Source organism: Paenibacillus sp. J31R34 (assembly GCF_059383715.1).
Map to the genome: position 1 here is coordinate 260,626 of NZ_JBXENU010000007.1, position 16,410 is coordinate 277,035.

Sequence of the window (16,410 nt, forward strand, 5' to 3'; positions counted from 1 at the left end):
AATATTATTCCTACCCGCTTAGTTGGTTATGGATGGATTCTACCAGCGTGGTTTTGTTTAGTCAATAGGGTTTTCGAAATTAGGTGGATTCATTTATGTTAAAACCATTTTGGCAAAAAGACTGCTATTCCCCTGCCGTTACAAGCATCTCCCTACCTAGAAAAAAAGATATGAAATCAGAGTCTTACACGCAAAAAAGGACCGCTCTCAAACCAACGCAGCCGTAGGGCTTTACTGATTTGAAAGCGGTCCTGTCTATCCGTGAAGCAAGCGATATTTCTGCAAGCTTTATGCCTAATGGCTTAAATCCATTTTAATGAGAAGCTTGCAGCTGCTCCATCTCGCGTTTCGAGCAATATACAAAATGCCCAGGCTTCACTTCACGAATTTCCGGAAGGTCCTCTGGAGTATATTGATGCACATTGGGATCATAAGGCGTCCGTTTGCGCACGCGTTCCGTCTCCGGATCGGGAATCGGAATGGCCGACAGCAGCGACTTCGTATAAGGATGCATCGGATTGTTGTAAAGCTCATCCGCAGAAGCCAGCTCTACAAGCTTCCCGAAGTACATCACGCCGATACGGTCGCTAATATATTTAACCATAGACAAATCATGGGCAATAAACAAATAAGTCAGGTTTTTCTCACGCTGCAGCTTCTTCATCAGGTTGATGATTTGGGCCTGAATGGATACGTCAAGCGCGGAAATCGCCTCATCGGCAATGATGAAGTCAGGATCGACCGCAAGCGCGCGAGCAATACCGATCCGCTGACGTTGTCCGCCAGACGCTTCATGCGGGTAACGATTCGCATAGTCCTTGTGCAGGCCTACCGTCTCCAGCAGTTCATGCACTCTCGCCATACGCTCCTTGCTGTTTTTCGCAAGACCATGCAGGTCAATGCCCTCGGCAATAATGTCGCCAACAGTCATCCTCGGATTGAGCGAGGCATATGGATCTTGGAAAATCATTTGCATTTTGCGGTTCAGACGCTTCAGTTCGCTCCTGGACTTGCGTCCGTGAACATTCTCACCACTGAACAGCACTTGCCCGTCCGTTGCGTCATACAGCCGTAGAATCGTTCTGCCGGTCGTTGATTTGCCACAGCCCGACTCGCCAACGAGTCCAAGCGTCTCGCCTTCATAAATATCGAAGCTGACATCGTCGACAGCTTTCACCATATTCGGACGGCCTTCATTGAAATATTGCTTTAGGTTTTTGATTTCAAGCAGCTTCTTCGCCATTTAAGCCTCTCCTTCCGCGAGCACCGGCTTATCGAAAGACGCTGCCAATTTACGAACTCTCCGTTTAACCTGCTCCGGCAGCTCCACCTTCGGCGCATCCGGGTGCAGCAGCCATGTTTTGGCATAATGCGTTTCGGATACTTGGAACATCGGCGGCTCTTCCTCGAAATCAATCGCCAGCGCGTAGCGGTTGCGCGGTGCAAACGCATCGCCCTTAGGTGGATTCGTCAGGTCAGGAGGCGTGCCTGGAATGTCCAGCAGCTCGGCTTTATCCGTCATATCAAGGCTCGGCATGGATGCAAGCAGTCCCCATGTGTAAGGATGGCGCGGATCATAGAAAATTTCATCGACCGTTCCAACCTCGACAATTTGACCCGCATACATAACGGCTACACGGTCAGCCACGTTTGCAACGACGCCCAAATCATGCGTGATGAAAATGACGGACATGCCGATTTTTTGCTGCAAATCTTTGATCAGCTCCAAAATTTGCGACTGGATCGTTACGTCAAGCGCCGTCGTCGGCTCATCCGCAATGAGCAATCTTGGATTGGCCGCTAGCGCAATCGCAATCATCGCCCGCTGGCGCATACCACCGGAAAACTCATGGGCATATTGGTTAATCCGCGTCTCTGGCATCGGAATGCCGACGAGACGAAGCAGTTCAATCGTACGTTCTTTTGCAACGGAGCCGGAAAGCTTTTGGTGCTTTTTCAGAACCTCCATAATTTGCGGTCCGATCTTCATCGTCGGATTAAGCGAAGTCATCGGGTCTTGGAAAATCATACTGATATCCTTGCCCCGTACCTTCTCCATTTGCTTATCCGTCTTTTTTACTAAATCTACGCCTTCAAACAAAATTTCGCCATTCGTAATTTTGCCTGGCGGCATCGGAATGAGCTTCATAATCGTTTGTGAAGCGACACTTTTACCAGAACCCGATTCCCCTACGATGGCAAGCGTCTCGCCTTTGTACAGGTCAAAGCTAATGCCTCTGACCGCTTGTACCTCGCCGCCGTGCGTACCGAAGGAAACGCACAAATCTTTTACCTCGAGCAGCTTTTCCATTTATGCTTCCCTCCTATTATTTGCGCATTTTCGGATCAAGAGCGTCACGCAATCCGTCGCCAATTACGTTAAATGAGAAAATCGTTACACAGATCATAATGGCCGGGAAGAACAAACGCCATGGATAATATTTAAGCGCAGGCAATCCATCGGATGCCATTGTACCCCAGCTAGCGATTGGCGGAGTTAAGCCCAGTCCCAAATAGCTTAGGAAAGACTCCGTAAAAATCGCTGATGGAATCGTCAGCGTCATTGTAATCAGAATAGGGCCCATTGCATTTGGAATCAAATGCTTTCTCATAATCCAAGGCATTGTAGCGCCCAGCGTACGAGCGGCCAACACATACTCGCGATTTTTCAGCGACAGCACCTGTCCCCGAACGATACGCGCCATGTTGATCCAGCCGGTTATCGTCATCGCCACAATCATCGTTCCCAAGCTTTGCCCAAATACGACCATCAAAATAATCGCAAGCAGCAAGTACGGGATACCGTAAAGAACGTCGGCAAAACGCATCATGCCTTCATCCACACGTCCGCCCTTGTAAGCGGCAATTCCGCCCCAAAGGACGCCAATAAACAAGTCAATAAGTGCGGCTGCAAGACCGATAAACAGGGAAATTCGTGCGCCTTCCCAAACACGGGCAAACATGTCGCGTCCAAGGTCATCCGTGCCGAACCAGTGCACTGCGGACGGCGCCTGATTTTTATTGCCAAGATCGTTGGAGCGGTAATCAAATTCGGTCATAAATGGGCCAAACACCGCCATGAAGACCAAAAGGACAAGCATAACAACCCCGACCATAGCTAGTTTGTTTTTAGCGAAGCGCCGTACGACATCCTGCCAGAAAGAAAGGCTTGCCTTCGCCACATTATCTGTTCCTTGCTGCTGTAAGCCTACCAGCTTAAACCGGTCTTTAGATATTGGTTCCATCGTCAAGCCCCTTTCTTCCCGCGCCCAAGTTTAATACGGGGATCAATTAATCCATACAAAATGTCAACCAAGAGTACGCTAAAGAGAAGGATAATACTGTAGAACACCGTAACCCCCATAATAACCGTGTAGTCACGGTTGCCAATACTTACAACGAAGTGGGAGCCAAGGCCCGGTATGCCGAATATACGCTCAATAACAAAGCTTCCTGTAATGACACCAGCCGACAGCGGGCCCATATATGAAACGACAGGCAGCAGAGCATTGCGAAGCGTATGTTTAACTGTAATCATAAATTCGCTAAGGCCCTTGGCCTTCGCCGTCTTAATATAATCATTGCTAAGTACTTCAAGCATGCTGGAGCGCGTCAGGCGAGCGATAAACGCCGTTGGCGTGGAAGCCAAGGCAATCGCTGGTAAAACCGTATGCATGAACGTTCCCCATCTCGCGACAGGAAAAATGCCAAATTTAATGGCAAGCACATATTGCAGCACGGTTGCCATGATGAAGGAAGGCACCGAAATCCCTGCCACCGCAATAATCATCGCGGTATAATCCTGCCAGCGATTATGTTTAAGCGCAGCAATTACACCAAGAATAACACCGACTGCAAGCGCGAGGAAGATCGCTTCGAGGCCAAGCACGAGCGATACAGGAAAACCAGTGTTGATCAAATCATTTACGGTCTGGCTTTTGTACTTGAAGGAAGGACCAAAATCCCATTGCAGCACTTTCAGCAAATAATCGCCATATTGCGCATACCACGGCTGATCCAGACCATAGTGAGCCAGCAGATTGGCTTTAATCTCAGGCGGCAGCTGCTTCTCCGACGTAAACGGGTTACCCGGAGCAAGACGCATCAAGAAAAAGGTAGCTGTAATAATCAGCCACAACGACAAAAGGATATACAGCAAACGTCTGCCAATATATTTCACCATAATAGTCTGGCACCTCCTATTAGTTTCGAGCTTTATTTACATATAAGGGGAGTATCGCCCCGCATTTTCATAACAAAGGAACACCCCGAACCACTTGAAAATGTGATTCGGGATGTTCCGCCCACCATACCGCTGCATCCGGTTATGGTCGACTATTCTTTTTTACATCCTACCTGTATTAAGCTTCAACATAGGCCCATTTGTAAGTTACGTCGCCTAGACCGCTGATTACAACGTCTTTCAGTTTTTCATTTTGTACCCAGTTCATCGTATAGAAATAAATTGGCGCTACAGGCATATCTTCCATGAAGATCGCTTCTGCTTGTTTCAACATTTCCGTACGTTTCGCAGCATCTTGCTCAGATGCGGAATCAATCAGCAATTTTTTGTATTCTGCATTTTCCCAGCCTGTATCGTTGTTGCCGCCGTCAGCATCGCGGTACAGCTCAAGGAAGTTGATTGGATCATTGAAATCTCCAAGCCAGCCCAGACGGCCTACTTGGTAGTCGCCTGCATGCAATTTCTCGATATATACAGCCCACTCAGCATTATCAAGCGTTACTTCTACACCAAGGTTTTTGGACCACATGTCTTGAATCGCTTGAGCAATTTTTTGGTGAGCTTCATTTGTGTTGTAAGAAATCGTAATTGGAGGAAGCTCAGATGCGTCTTTCAGCCCCATTTCTTTAAGGCCAGCATCCAAATATTCTTTTGCTTTCGCCAAATCGTTATCGGCAAAATAACCTTTTTCGTTCTCAGCAAACATCGTTGGAGGCACGATTGCCATCGCTGGCAATTGCTCGCCTTGTGTAATGTTATCGATCAGTTCTTGGCGGTTCATCGCATAAGTGAATGCTTTACGGATGTTTTTGTTGTCAAAAGGAGCAACTTTTGTATTGAACTTGTAGTTGTAAACACCTGCGATTGCTTGAGTATGCAAAGTGCCTTGGTCTTTCAAAGCTTGCATAGCATCAACTGGCAGTTGGCCGTTAGGCTGTCCAGCCCAGTCCAGCTCGCCATTGTCAAACATCGAAAGCTCAGTATTGAAGTCATTGATCATCGAGAAGTTGATTTTAGTCAATTTCACGTTGTCTTTATCCCAATACGTATCGCTTTTCTCAATAATAAGGTTGTCGCTGTGTTTCCATTCGGTCATGTGGAAAGGACCGTTTGTTGTATATTGGTCGCCTGCATCGTTAGCCCAATCTTTGTTGGCTGCAGCAATTTTGCTGTTTACTGGCAGGTACGTGTAGAATGCTGTCAATTCAAGGAAGAAAGAAGTCGGGTTAGCAAGCGTAACTTCAAGCGTAGTGTCGTTGACCGCTTTAATGCCTACATCTTCAACTTTTCCTTTGCCGAGGTTAGCAGCCTCTGCTCCTTTAATATAATAAAGCTGGTAAGCGTAATCTGCTGCGTTAGCTGGGTCAAGAACCCATTTCCATGCATATTCAAAGTCTCCGGCAATAACTGGATCGCCATTGGACCATTTAGCGCCGTCGCGAATTGTGAATGTGTATACCGTTTGGTCAGGAGAAACTTCAACTTTCGAAGCTACTGCATTTTCAGGGTGACCATCTTGTCCAATACGAGTCAAACCTTCGAACGTTTGACGCAAAATCGTACCGGATGTGGAGTCGCTTGCTTTACCAGGGTTAAGTGTCGGTGGTTCAGATGCAATGTTTACGCTAATCTCTTGATTGTCAGCCAATTTCACTTCCGCAGCGGTAGCATCTGGGCTAGCCTCTCCCGGATTGTTAGTGCCTGTGTTTTTGCCTGCATTTCCACAAGCGCTGATGAGCAAAGTCATGACAAGCAAAGTGCTGAGTAAAAACGAATACTTCTTTTTCATGCGTTTATTTCCTCCCAATTAATATTTCAATATGAATCTCTCTTATTCTTCCTTTGTTCCTTATACAGTGAACATACGTTCATGTTTGTGCAGAACCGAAATAAAAAAATATTATCCACTGAATGTAAGGATGAATATATATTTGGCATAAGGAATAATTATGAATAGTTCGAGATTCTCTATTTGATGCTAGAGATTATAGCATAAAATCAGACTTAATCAACTACCCATTTCGACAAAACTGAGCAATATCACATACTACGGCTGTTTTGCGTAAGGTATTATGTCCGAAAATACGGCGTTTGATTAAATTCAACACAAAAAATTAATTTAAAATTTTTTTAATGAAAACGCAAACATTTTTAATTTAAGTTACGTATAAATTAACATTTACTACCAATAATGCGTTTACATATTTAGTCCGAAAAATCGCTTCATACACTTTTATTCATTTGTCATGAACCGTTGTGTCCCAGAATTTTGGGTATAGACCCACCATTGCACCATCATTGATTATTCATTACAAAAGTAAAACATTTATAAATGTTTACAGATGCAAAAAAACCTGTCGAAACGTTCTCGACAGGTTTAATAGAATATCCTATAGGCTGAAACTTTAAACAAATTTTTTATTTTAATCCTCGCTTATTGTCGCCTGTGACCATAATCACATCGACATAGGGCCGAATACGATCCATTAATCGCTGCCCTTTATACACTTCATCGCCATCTTTGCTTGTGAAGCTGAAATGGCGCTCCAGCCCATCAAGCTCATAATTGGACGTATACAGCGTCGGCTTCCGGTTCATTCGGTAATTCAATATGGAGCCAAGCACATGATCCCTCGCCCAAGGATTCAAGTTCTCAGCACCGATATCGTCGAAGATGAGCAGATCCGTTTCCTTCATCATCTCCACCGTTTCCCGCAGCTTCGCCGGCTCATGCATCATCGACTTCAAATCCTCGACAAAATCAGGCATATAGACGATGACGCCGGAATAATCGGCTTTCGCCAGCTCATGCAGCAGGTAGCACATGAGAAAGGTTTTCCCTGTGCCAAATTTTCCGGCTAAATACAGGCCGTTGGGCTGAAGGCCCTGCTCCTTCGTCCGGTCAATGTATTCAATGACGCGGTAAGCCGCTTCGGCACGGGTAGGGTCCTTGTCCAAAATTTCGAGCGCCGAATAGCCGCTCTTGAGCGCCCGGTCATCCACATAGAAGCTGCGAATCCGTTTCTTGATCCTCTCCTCATTGCGGCGAGCGATCATTTTCTTGCATGCAACCTTGCGATCATGCAGCTGTACGCGCTCCTGCACCGTATCGCATGAAAGCAGTGTATAATGACCCTCAAAGTCATTCGGACATTGATCAAGTCCCGGGCAGTTCGTACAGTTCCGATATTCGGTTACATATTGATAGACCCGGTTCAAATTAAGACGAACCGCCTGCTCATCCAGCTCGGGATGCTTCTCCCGCAGCCGATGCACAAGCGGATCAGCAAGCAGCTCTTCCAGCTTGCGGTCCGCCTGATCCGTTAATGACTTGCCCGCAGGCCATGCTTTCAGAAGCTCACCCAGCGATTCCATTCTTAATCACCCCGCGATCTTATTTTCCATCCAGCTTCCTTGCCAGCTGGCGCATTTCTTCAAGCTTCTCCGGCGATACCTGGCTTGAAGCTTCCGTATCCTGCACAATCGGGATGCTTGGCTTGCGGGAAGCACCGCCTCTGGCTCCAGGCCGTGAGCCCCCGCGGCCCGCTGCGCCCACAGAACGCGCATTTTCTTGCCGCTGTTCCTTGTCCTCCTCAACCTTCCCTTGCTCGCGCACGTAGCCAACAGCCTTCTCAAACGTATCTATCTGCTTGACGAGCATATTGGATACGACCGCTTCAACGAATGTTTTCGTCATCCGATGGGCGTCGTTCATGCCTATAACATAATGAATGAGTACATTAATAACAGGTGCAGGCAGCCGGTAATTGAGATCGATGCGCTCGAAGGAGCGTTCTATCCAATCTGGTACAGCCCCCGGGAAAAAGCGCTGCATAAAGCGGGTATGCGGCTCATTTCGCATGAGCATATTGTACTGATGAATATCGCATCTGCCATCGAGCAAGCTGGGCACGCTCAAATAATATTCTTCCTGGACGCCAAACTCTTCTATATTGTCATCGGCTGCTTCCGCCTGTGACTGCTGCACGCGGGCAATCGTACGCTGGCGATCCCCTTCGCGCTTCTTATCCTGGCGATACATCTGATTGGCCCGCATCTGCAGCTCGTCAATGAGCAGCAGCCCGTCTGGCGCAAAAACGCCATCCTCATCCAGCAGACGGCAAAGATCGCTCGCATTCAAGCTGTATTTATAAGCGACATAATTCAGCTGCCCAAGCTGCTCGCCATCGCCGCGCAGCCGCTCTACATAGCTGCGGTTAGCGGAATTGCGCGGAAAACGCAAAATAATTTCCCCATAAGGAATGCCCGCCGTCTCCTGTTTAAGTCTAGGAGCTGCTTGCCGAGATGGCGCCACCTCGCTTAGTGCCTGCTCCAGCTCCGGGTCTACAGATTGCGGATTGAGCTGAAACAGCTCATAAAACGGTACGGAAATGTTCTCCTTGCTCAGCTGTACGCTAGCCAGCTCGTCAGGCTCCTGCGCTCCAAATGATTCCCTTAACGCAATAAGAGCGTATTTGCCAACCTTGTCACGAAGAAGCATGACCAAATGCTGGGTTTGAAAAAACTCGCCCGGCGTGAGCGGCTTAGCCAGCTCATATTCATAAATCAGATCGCTTTGCTCCGGCAGTGCCAGCCGCGACGTTTGAAGCAGGCCCACCGCCTCCAGGCGCGACGCCTGCTCGACAAGATGCTTGCGTCCCCGCTCATTCATCTCAAGGCCGAGGCCTAGAAACAGCTTGCGCTGCGGCTCCAGCGAGGAATAGCCAGAAGCACCATCCGAGATGCCGTGGTACAGCTGCTGGTACAAAGCAACCGCGAAGGCACCAATCATCGGCTGATAGATGAGCGATAATATTTTATAATCCAAACTGCTTAATGAAAAATCACGAAAGATATAATAGCGGTGATGCTCCGTAAACTGCAATAAGTTACCGATGCGCATGGCATCTACTCCATCCTGTCCATACTTTCTATCAGTTTAACATAAAAAAGACCGCAAAGCGGCTTTCTGAAAATATTAGCATTTATAAGTTATACACTTATAATGGGCTTATATTTCAACGCGAAACGTTAACTTTGCCGCCAGAGGACGGCTTCAGTCGTTTGCGCTTGAATAGAAAAAATCCCCCAAGTGAGGGATTTGCTTATACGCTTAAAACATCTTATAGCCGCCTTTGCGCAGCATCTGAATCGTCCAGCCGCTTAAATAAGCGCCGATTAATGCGCCAAACACAGGCACTAAATCAATGAAGGTAAAGCTCGTAAAGTTCTCGGAAGTGGAGATTGTCTTATCCCATGTACTCCACACATAGAAGGGCACCAGAACAATAATAAACATATAAATGGGAAACCATGTTGTTTTCAATAGCATATTCAGAATAAATCCGATGCCGAACATCATGACCAAAAACAGCACCGTCGCAATAATCAGTTGAAGCATGTACGATTCCCCTCTCAGACTCTCGATAACATTTTAATGAAACCGCTTAAGGAAGTCAATTCCGATTTGCCAATTGTCACAAGTCCGACATTTGCCCTTCCGCCCTAAACTACGTTACAATGTTCACAGCAAAATATGCCAAAGATAGGGGTTATCGCTGATATGAGTGAAGTAGCTATTACACTAGAGGGCTGGTACTGCCTTCATGATTTCCGCAGCGTCAATTGGGCTGCATGGAGACTGAGCACCGCCGAAGAGCAAAACCGCATGCTGGACGAGCTAAATACGTTTCTGAAGCAATGGTCGGATGTAGAGGAAAGCAAGCAAGGCAGCACAGCTGTCTACTCCATCGTTGGACAGAAGGCTGACTTTGTATTCATGCACCTGCGCGAAACGCTGGAGGAGCTGAATGAAATCGAGACAGCTTTCAATAAAACAGCGTTCGCTTCCTTTACAACGCCTACCTATTCCTATGTGAGCGTTGTGGAGCTGAGCAATTATGTGAACCAGCCGGGCCTCGATCCGATGGAAAATCCGGAAATTCTCGCCCGCCTCAAGCCGATATTGCCTAAAGCGCGCCACATCTGCTTCTATCCGATGAATAAGCGCCGCGACGGCAACGACAACTGGTACATGCTCGGCATGGACGAGCGCCGCACGATGATGCGCAGCCATGGCATGATTGGCCGCAAATATGCGGGCAAAGTGAAGCAAATTATTAGCGGCTCCGTCGGCTTTGATAATTGGGAGTGGGGCGTAACGCTGTTCGCAGAGGATGCGCTGCAATTCAAGAAGCTGATCTACGAAATGCGCTTTGATGAAGTCAGCGCACGTTACGGCGACTTTGGCGACTTCTACGTCGGCAATTTGCTTGATGCAGCGAAATTTACCGCTCTGCTGAAAGTGTAGACCTTTTTTCTTTCTTCTGAAAATAACGCACAACCGCCCCGACACGCTGACGAATGTTCGTCACTGTGCCGGGGCGGTTTTTTTGTTTAACAGCTTCGCCTAATCTTCTTCCTCGTCATCCTCTTCATCTGGGCCAAGGCGCTTCGCTTCCAAATACTCCTGCGTCGCGCGGTCGCGCTCGCGCCCCTTCTCCTTCAACCGTTCAATCGCCGGCTGAATGAGCAGGTCCACTTCCTTTTGAACCGGATAGGCCAGATCATAGCGGTTTTGCGACTCCAGAAACGAGCCAACTTCCATTAGAGCGTTATAGCGATCCAATTCATCCCGCGTCAGCAACCCCCGAACCTGCACGCTGCAATGACGCATTAGAAAAATTTCCCTTTGCGCAGGACGAGCGGAATGCCGCCGATAATGAACAGATAGCGGAGGTCAATCATTTTCTTCAGCCATGCCGCTACACGGCCTTTATATTTTTTGCCAAATGCAAGGCCGATCGCTTCGCCTTTGCCAAGGGACGCTACCGTTCCTTTATTGCTGAACGCGAACGCTTTAAGCGGCTGGTTGCGTATCGATGCAACCAAATTATGGGCGCACACGACACCTTGCTGCATAGCAATTTGCGCGGTTGGCGGGTATGGACGGCCTTCCGGATTAAACATGAGCGAGTTGTCACCCAAAATGTATATGTTCTCATGGCCTGGCGCACGCAGCTGGTCGTCGATTTTCACGCGTCCGCGCATCGTTTCAAAGCCCGCATCCTCAATCAAGCGATTGCCGCGAATGCCGCCCGTCCAGATGACCGTTGCCGACTTGATCTCTTCGCCTTCGCCAACAACGACGCCTTCTGCTGTGCACTCTTTAATCGCTGTGCCAATGCGGAACGTGACGTTCTTCTTCGTCAGCACATCCATCGCATATTCCACAAGCTCAGGATCAAAGCCTGGCAGCGCCGTCGGAGCTGCCTCAATATTGTAGATTTTCACAAGCGCCGGGTCCACATCGAACTGCTTGCACAGCTCAGGAATGCGGTCGGACAGCTCGCCGACGAACTCAATGCCGGTAAAGCCTGCTCCGCCTACAATAAACGTTAAATAATCAGTGCGGTGCGGCTCGCGCTTAAAGCGGGCAAATTGATATTCAATATGCTCGCGGATAAGGCGGACCGAGTTAATGCTGCGGATGTTCATGGCATGCTCGCCAAGACCGGGAATGCCGAATGTTTCCGGCTCGCCGCCAAGTCCCACAACCAAATAATCGTAAGACAACGTGCCGTCTTCCAAAATAACCTTTTTGTCCTGTGGGCGGATTTGTACAACGGTTGATTTTACAAAATCAATTTTAAACTCATCAATCAGCTTCGAGATGCTGACACGGGCATTTTCAGGATTATCGGTTCCTGCTGCCGGCATATGCAAATGTGTGGTGATGTAATGATAGTCATGCTTGTTTACCAAGGTAACATCTGCTTCGTTGTAGTTAAGCTCCTTCTGCAAACGCAACGCCGTCAGCACTCCGCCGTATCCCGCACCCAGAATAACAATCTTAGGTATGTTGCTCATCGTATGATCCCTTCCATTCCTATGCGTTTAATTATATTGTGAAAAATTACACAAACCTCTTTCTACATTTATGATCTACGAGGATTAAATGTGCAACTTAGTCTCCCTATATTTGGCCAATTTCCAATTGTACCAACCTTAACATACAACAGACATACTACAGAGTTTTAAACAAAAGTTCAATGGCATTTTATACGAAAAAGTTTAGAAGGGCATACAAATTAGTTATTTCCTTCTTTGTGCCCGTATGTTTATAATAATAAGGATAGATACAAATATGTGGAGGTGCCTACGTTGTCTCAAACTGAACTACCTGAAAACATTGTCGATATCGCAATTATTGGCGGCGGTCCTGCTGGCCTGTTCGCTGCTTTTTACGGCGGCATGCGCCAAGCATCCGTTAAGCTTATTGAAAGCATGCCCCAACTTGGTGGACAACTGGCTGCTCTTTATCCAGAGAAATATATTTATGACGTTGCAGGCTTCCCAAAAGTAACGGCTCAAGAGCTTGTTGACCGTCTTGTCGAGCAGCTTAACCACTTCAAGCCTGAAATTTGCCTGGAGCAAAAGGTTAAGCAGGTTGTTAAGAAGGATGAGCGCCTGTTTGAAATTACGACTGATACAGAAACCCACTACGCGAAGGCCGTTATTATTACAGCTGGCGTAGGCGCGTTTGAGCCGCGTCGTCTGGAGCTTCCGGAAGCTGCCGCTTACGAGAAGAAAAATCTGCATTATTTTGTCGGCGACCTGCAGCGCTTCAAGGACCAGAACGTTCTGATCAGCGGCGGCGGCGACTCCGCGGTTGACTGGTCGCTTATGCTTGAGCCGATTGCGAAGAGCGTAACGCTCATTCACCGCAGAGACAAGTTCCGTGCGCATGAGCACAGTGTAGAGAACCTGATGAATTCCAAGGTCAATGTGCTGACTCCGATGGAAATTACCGCGCTGCATGGCGAGGACCAAATCGAGAAAGTAACGCTTGCCCATGTGAAAACGAAAGAAACGACCGAGCTTGATGTCGATGCCGTTATTGTCAACTTCGGCTTCGTATCCTCCCTCGGCCCAATTGCCGAATGGGGCATTGAAATTCAGGGCGGCTCCATCGTCGTGGATACACGCATGGAAACGAATATTCCTGGACTGTTCGCAGCCGGCGATATTACGACCTACCCAGGCAAGCTCAAGCTGATTGCTGTTGGGTTTGGCGAAGCGCCAACCGCGATTAACAATGCTAAAGTTTATGTAGATCCGGAAGCGAAGCTGTCCCCTGGCCACAGCAGCAATATGAAGCTGTAAGCTGTAAGCTGGTAGCGCGCACAGCCTTTCATACAAGCAATGAAGTAAATACACACAAATAAGGGTATTCTACCTTGGAGCAATGCATGGCGTTAAGCGGTGCAAGCCAAGGAGGATACCCTTATGTTTTGTCCAGTCTGCAATGGCATCAAGAGAGTGGAAGTAAGTTGTGGCAAGTGCAATGAAGCGATGAACGATTGCGGGCGTACGCTGGAATGGAGTGATCCTTATGCTCCATACGAGCCTGTATCCATCTCCGGTTCCACCCGCAATCAGGTAGGCGATGCAATTTGTTTACATACGGCACTGTGCCCAAGCTGCGCGCATACGATAGAAGTGTGCATAAGTGAATGGCAGGAATAACGTCTCAGGCTGTAATGCGCACATCCTCGTCTGTCAATTGCCTTCGCTTCATTTCAAACAGCAGCATTTGGATAAATTCCTGATCTAGCTTAGACTGGACCGCCGCATAGTAGGTGTCCTTAAGAAAATCGTCGGACATAAGCTCCATAATCGGCACTTCCTTTCATGGCTTTTGCTAATGCTTCACCATATTATCACGGGGATAAACGATAGAACAACCGTTCTGGTTATACACAGTTGCTTGTGGACAGGGTGTGCATGGTGTGTGAATAAACGTCGAATCTTGAGGATTCACGCTGTGTACATTGTGGATACGGTTATACACAGTCTCAATTTTTACCAATTCTATAAAAAACTTTAATTACAATCTCTTAATCTATCAATCTTATCGTTTAATGCCATTAGTTATTTTTTCCTCTTATGGAAAGGAAGTGGAAGGTCAAAAAAATAAACCCTTTCGGGTTTATTGCGGCCTTGTATTCACCTCGAAAATCCATATCTTCCCGCTCTTGTCGATGCCATAATCGAAGCCCAGCTGCCCAATGCCTGGAAACCGGCTTTCCAGCATCTGCGTCGCCTGTACCGTCAATTCTCTCATCTTCGATTTTTTCGCCCGAACGGCTGCACCGGAAATGGAGCGCCTGATGCCTTCCGCTGCGCTAACCATCGTTCCGCCTCGACAGAGGTTCGTTACGAATAATCCCTCTCTAGCAATTCTTCCTACCATGGAGCGATAAACCCAGCCCGTAGCGGTCTTTACATATTTCACGCGGTAATCGATCGGCCTGCTGCCGACGGATGCCAGAGAGATGCCTTTTTGTATAATATAAGGCCGTCCCTTGCGTTGCTTATCAAGCGCGCTCTTCAGTGCGTTAAAGCTGCTGAATTGCTTTTTCTTTGCATAATAAGTGTAGGAATAGCTCGCGCTTCCATCCTGCGTCACCTTAATAACCCCGTGCCCGCCTGCTCCGCGAACAGGCTTGATTACAACCATTTGATGCGTTTGCAGCATGCTCCTCAAGTTTTCCCCAGTATACCGTCTGGTAGGGGGAATGTGCGGGGCAATACCCGCGTGGGACAATAATACGGCCGTCTTTGCCCACTTGCTCGCCAACTGCCTGCCCTGATGCTCGCTCAAAAGCTACCAGCTCCTTTCCTGCTTCCTCCTCCATAGCATATGTCGGCAAGACGTCTGTCTCTTGGATGATTGACGCAGGTAAGACGCCCCTCTTATGAGGGCCGCCAGCGCCACCAGGGCATTCATTTTGGACTTAAGCGGACAGGAGATTCGCTATTGCCTTCATAATCCTCTCAAAATTTCGATGGGTAACGCATTAGCGGCTCCTGAGTCCGCAGACTGTGTCTTAACCCGTGATTTGTTGAAATAGCGTCTGCTGTGTCCAACAAGTCTATCCTTGTGTTTTATGCTCAGAGCAAACCCCAGAAACGAAGCGCATGAAGCAGACTTTCGGTACGTAAGTTCACATTGAGGGCAATAGCGGTGGATAGAACAAAGAGGCTGCCCTGCGGCATCCTCTTTGTTTAACCCCCTATTTCATTGAAAGCGTTTGGTGCAGCCATTGATAAGACACCCGTCCGCTGATTTCATGGACACCAGGGAAAATATCACATTGCAGCTGCCCCGGCACGCCTTCGCGTTCATAGATCGCTTGCAGCTCTGCTGCCGCTTTCTTAAAGCCCCGGGCCGGGAAAATCGGGTCATTTTGCCCGGCTTCCAGAAACAGCGGGCGCGGCGCAATTAGCCCAATCAGCTCGGGCAGCTCGGCTTGGGCCAGCAGGCCCGGCGTATAATTGTCGATGCAGTGATGAACGGCAAATATGCTGTCCTTAAACGTGTTTGTAAAGCCGGTCAGGACGACGGCCTTTATCCGATCATCCAATGCAGCGGCTACATACGAGATAAGCGCTCCGCCGGAAAAGCCCATAGCCCCTATGCGGGCTGCATCCACCTCCGGCCTGCCTGCCAAATAATTAAGCGCTTCCAACACTTCGACCGTTCGCAGGCCCGTCAGCGTTTTGCCCAGCATCATGAGCTGTGTGGACAATCTATAGCAGGAGCTTGGAGCATCGGGATTTTCCTGCAAATCCGCATCCAGCTTCCGCTCACCGAAGCCGACAACATCAGGCGCAATGACAACCATGCCGCGCTTCACCAGCTGAACGGCAAAATGCTGATGAATGTTAGGCTTCCCAAAGTCTTCTGTGCCGTCCGGGAGCAGCCCGACGATCTCCCTGCTGCCATAGCCATGTCCATGCACCGCGAGTACACCGGGGAGCTGCTGGCTCTCAGAGCCGTCTGGAATAAGCACATACGCTGCGAATGACAGCCCCGGCGTAGCGGACAGCTCAACCCGTTCCCTCGTATATCCATCGCATTGGACCCGTTCAAGCACGACGGGCTCATGCCCAAGATTTGATTCAAAAGAACCCACCGCTGATGCAAGCGCACTCTTTAATCGCAGCCTTCTGCCTTCCCTGCTTTCTGCTTCCGCCGCCGCACGATGCGCCTCAACCGCTTCCTCATAAAGCCGATTTAATAGCTGATCTGCTTTCCACATGAACGTTCCTCCTGCCATTGCCAAAATAGTTAAGCTCATCATCGTTGGTTACCACAGTAA

16 protein-coding genes are annotated in these 16,410 nt (G+C 48.4%); 3 read left to right on the top strand and 13 right to left on the bottom strand.

Going from position 1 to position 16,410, the window contains the following annotated elements; all coding sequences use genetic code 11:
* Nucleotides 1-313 precede the first annotated feature (313 nt).
* The 8 genes from AC50YG_RS20475 to AC50YG_RS20510 form a co-directional block, all read right to left on the bottom strand.
* Complete coding sequence (locus AC50YG_RS20475) at nucleotides 314-1,243, bottom strand: ABC transporter ATP-binding protein (RefSeq protein ID WP_341281565.1); 930 nt, start codon at nucleotides 1,241-1,243, stop codon at nucleotides 314-316.
* Entirely contained in the window at nucleotides 1,244-2,311 is a 1,068-nt protein-coding gene (locus tag AC50YG_RS20480) for an ABC transporter ATP-binding protein (RefSeq protein ID WP_341281564.1), read from the bottom strand.
* A gap of 16 nt (nucleotides 2,312-2,327) precedes the next feature.
* A complete protein-coding gene (locus tag AC50YG_RS20485; protein WP_473762163.1) occupies nucleotides 2,328-3,245 on the bottom strand; it encodes an ABC transporter permease in 918 nt (305 codons plus the stop codon).
* Nucleotides 3,246-3,247: 2 nt separating this feature from the next.
* Nucleotides 3,248-4,183: an ABC transporter permease gene (locus AC50YG_RS20490; protein WP_338555052.1), complete on the bottom strand. Its 936-nt coding sequence runs from the start codon at nucleotides 4,181-4,183 to the stop codon at nucleotides 3,248-3,250.
* Nucleotides 4,184-4,361: 178 nt separating this feature from the next.
* Nucleotides 4,362-6,032: a peptide ABC transporter substrate-binding protein gene (locus AC50YG_RS20495; protein WP_494829148.1), complete on the bottom strand. Its 1,671-nt coding sequence runs from the start codon at nucleotides 6,030-6,032 to the stop codon at nucleotides 4,362-4,364.
* A gap of 629 nt (nucleotides 6,033-6,661) precedes the next feature.
* Entirely contained in the window at nucleotides 6,662-7,618 is a 957-nt protein-coding gene (gene dnaI / locus AC50YG_RS20500; RefSeq protein ID WP_046228632.1) for a primosomal protein DnaI, read from the bottom strand.
* Nucleotides 7,619-7,637: 19 nt separating this feature from the next.
* Complete coding sequence (locus tag AC50YG_RS20505) at nucleotides 7,638-9,146, bottom strand: replication initiation and membrane attachment family protein (RefSeq protein ID WP_473762168.1); 1,509 nt, start codon at nucleotides 9,144-9,146, stop codon at nucleotides 7,638-7,640.
* A 210-nt stretch (nucleotides 9,147-9,356) separates the two neighbouring features.
* The gene (locus AC50YG_RS20510) at nucleotides 9,357-9,644 is read right to left on the bottom strand and encodes a YuiB family protein (protein ID WP_338555048.1); all 288 of its coding nucleotides are present in this window, start codon (nucleotides 9,642-9,644) and stop codon (nucleotides 9,357-9,359) included.
* Nucleotides 9,645-9,806: 162 nt separating this feature from the next.
* On the opposite strand from AC50YG_RS20510, the gene hemQ reads away from it, so the two are divergent.
* Entirely contained in the window at nucleotides 9,807-10,553 is a 747-nt protein-coding gene (gene hemQ / locus AC50YG_RS20515; protein WP_473762170.1) for a hydrogen peroxide-dependent heme synthase, read from the top strand.
* A gap of 99 nt (nucleotides 10,554-10,652) precedes the next feature.
* Here hemQ and AC50YG_RS20520 read toward each other — a convergent pair whose 3' ends face one another.
* Both AC50YG_RS20520 and AC50YG_RS20525 read right to left on the bottom strand, forming a co-directional pair.
* On the bottom strand, nucleotides 10,653-10,919 hold the full coding sequence (locus AC50YG_RS20520) for a hypothetical protein (RefSeq protein WP_341281557.1): 267 nt from the start codon (nucleotides 10,917-10,919) through the stop codon (nucleotides 10,653-10,655).
* Nucleotides 10,919-12,112, bottom strand: coding sequence for an NAD(P)/FAD-dependent oxidoreductase (locus tag AC50YG_RS20525; protein ID WP_338555045.1), 1,194 nt, complete (start codon nucleotides 12,110-12,112; stop codon nucleotides 10,919-10,921). Before AC50YG_RS20525 ends, AC50YG_RS20520 begins: the two co-directional genes overlap by 1 nt.
* A gap of 294 nt (nucleotides 12,113-12,406) precedes the next feature.
* On the opposite strand from AC50YG_RS20525, the gene AC50YG_RS20530 reads away from it, so the two are divergent.
* A complete protein-coding gene (locus AC50YG_RS20530; RefSeq protein ID WP_473762172.1) occupies nucleotides 12,407-13,408 on the top strand; it encodes an NAD(P)/FAD-dependent oxidoreductase in 1,002 nt (333 codons plus the stop codon).
* 123 nt (nucleotides 13,409-13,531) lie between these two features.
* On the top strand, nucleotides 13,532-13,771 hold the full coding sequence (locus AC50YG_RS20535) for a hypothetical protein (RefSeq protein WP_473762174.1): 240 nt from the start codon (nucleotides 13,532-13,534) through the stop codon (nucleotides 13,769-13,771).
* Nucleotides 13,772-13,775: 4 nt separating this feature from the next.
* On the opposite strand, the gene sda is transcribed toward AC50YG_RS20535, so the two are convergent.
* The 3 genes from sda to AC50YG_RS20550 all read right to left on the bottom strand — a co-directional run bounded on the left by sda (nucleotide 13,776) and on the right by AC50YG_RS20550 (nucleotide 16,350).
* On the bottom strand, nucleotides 13,776-13,919 hold the full coding sequence (gene sda, locus AC50YG_RS20540) for a sporulation histidine kinase inhibitor Sda (protein ID WP_341281554.1): 144 nt from the start codon (nucleotides 13,917-13,919) through the stop codon (nucleotides 13,776-13,778).
* Between the two features lie 315 nt (nucleotides 13,920-14,234).
* Entirely contained in the window at nucleotides 14,235-14,909 is a 675-nt protein-coding gene (locus tag AC50YG_RS20545; RefSeq protein ID WP_494829153.1) for a YheC/YheD family protein, read from the bottom strand.
* A gap of 412 nt (nucleotides 14,910-15,321) precedes the next feature.
* A complete protein-coding gene (locus AC50YG_RS20550; RefSeq protein ID WP_494829155.1) occupies nucleotides 15,322-16,350 on the bottom strand; it encodes a dienelactone hydrolase family protein in 1,029 nt (342 codons plus the stop codon).
* Between the last annotated feature and the right edge of the window lie 60 nt (nucleotides 16,351-16,410).

Excerpts from the sequence above, each read along its gene's own strand:
- AC50YG_RS20550 (WP_494829155.1), bottom strand. The coding sequence starts at position 16,350 with ATGTGGAAAGCAGATCAGCTATTAAATCGGCTTTATGAGGAAGCGGTT.
- AC50YG_RS20520 (WP_341281557.1), bottom strand. The coding sequence starts at position 10,919 with ATGCGTCATTGCAGCGTGCAGGTTCGGGGGTTGCTGACGCGGGATGAA.
- AC50YG_RS20475 (WP_341281565.1), bottom strand. The coding sequence starts at position 1,243 with ATGGCGAAGAAGCTGCTTGAAATCAAAAACCTAAAGCAATATTTCAAT.
- dnaI (WP_046228632.1), bottom strand. The coding sequence starts at position 7,618 with ATGGAATCGCTGGGTGAGCTTCTGAAAGCATGGCCTGCGGGCAAGTCA.
- AC50YG_RS20495 (WP_494829148.1), bottom strand. The coding sequence starts at position 6,032 with ATGAAAAAGAAGTATTCGTTTTTACTCAGCACTTTGCTTGTCATGACT.
- AC50YG_RS20480 (WP_341281564.1), bottom strand. The coding sequence starts at position 2,311 with ATGGAAAAGCTGCTCGAGGTAAAAGATTTGTGCGTTTCCTTCGGTACG.
- AC50YG_RS20525 (WP_338555045.1), bottom strand. The coding sequence starts at position 12,112 with ATGAGCAACATACCTAAGATTGTTATTCTGGGTGCGGGATACGGCGGA.
- sda (WP_341281554.1), bottom strand. The coding sequence starts at position 13,919 with ATGGAGCTTATGTCCGACGATTTTCTTAAGGACACCTACTATGCGGCG.
- AC50YG_RS20510 (WP_338555048.1), bottom strand. The coding sequence starts at position 9,644 with ATGCTTCAACTGATTATTGCGACGGTGCTGTTTTTGGTCATGATGTTC.
- AC50YG_RS20485 (WP_473762163.1), bottom strand. The coding sequence starts at position 3,245 with ATGGAACCAATATCTAAAGACCGGTTTAAGCTGGTAGGCTTACAGCAG.
- AC50YG_RS20490 (WP_338555052.1), bottom strand. The coding sequence starts at position 4,183 with ATGGTGAAATATATTGGCAGACGTTTGCTGTATATCCTTTTGTCGTTG.
- AC50YG_RS20505 (WP_473762168.1), bottom strand. The coding sequence starts at position 9,146 with ATGCGCATCGGTAACTTATTGCAGTTTACGGAGCATCACCGCTATTAT.
- AC50YG_RS20535 (WP_473762174.1), top strand. The coding sequence starts at position 13,532 with ATGTTTTGTCCAGTCTGCAATGGCATCAAGAGAGTGGAAGTAAGTTGT.
- hemQ (WP_473762170.1), top strand. The coding sequence starts at position 9,807 with ATGAGTGAAGTAGCTATTACACTAGAGGGCTGGTACTGCCTTCATGAT.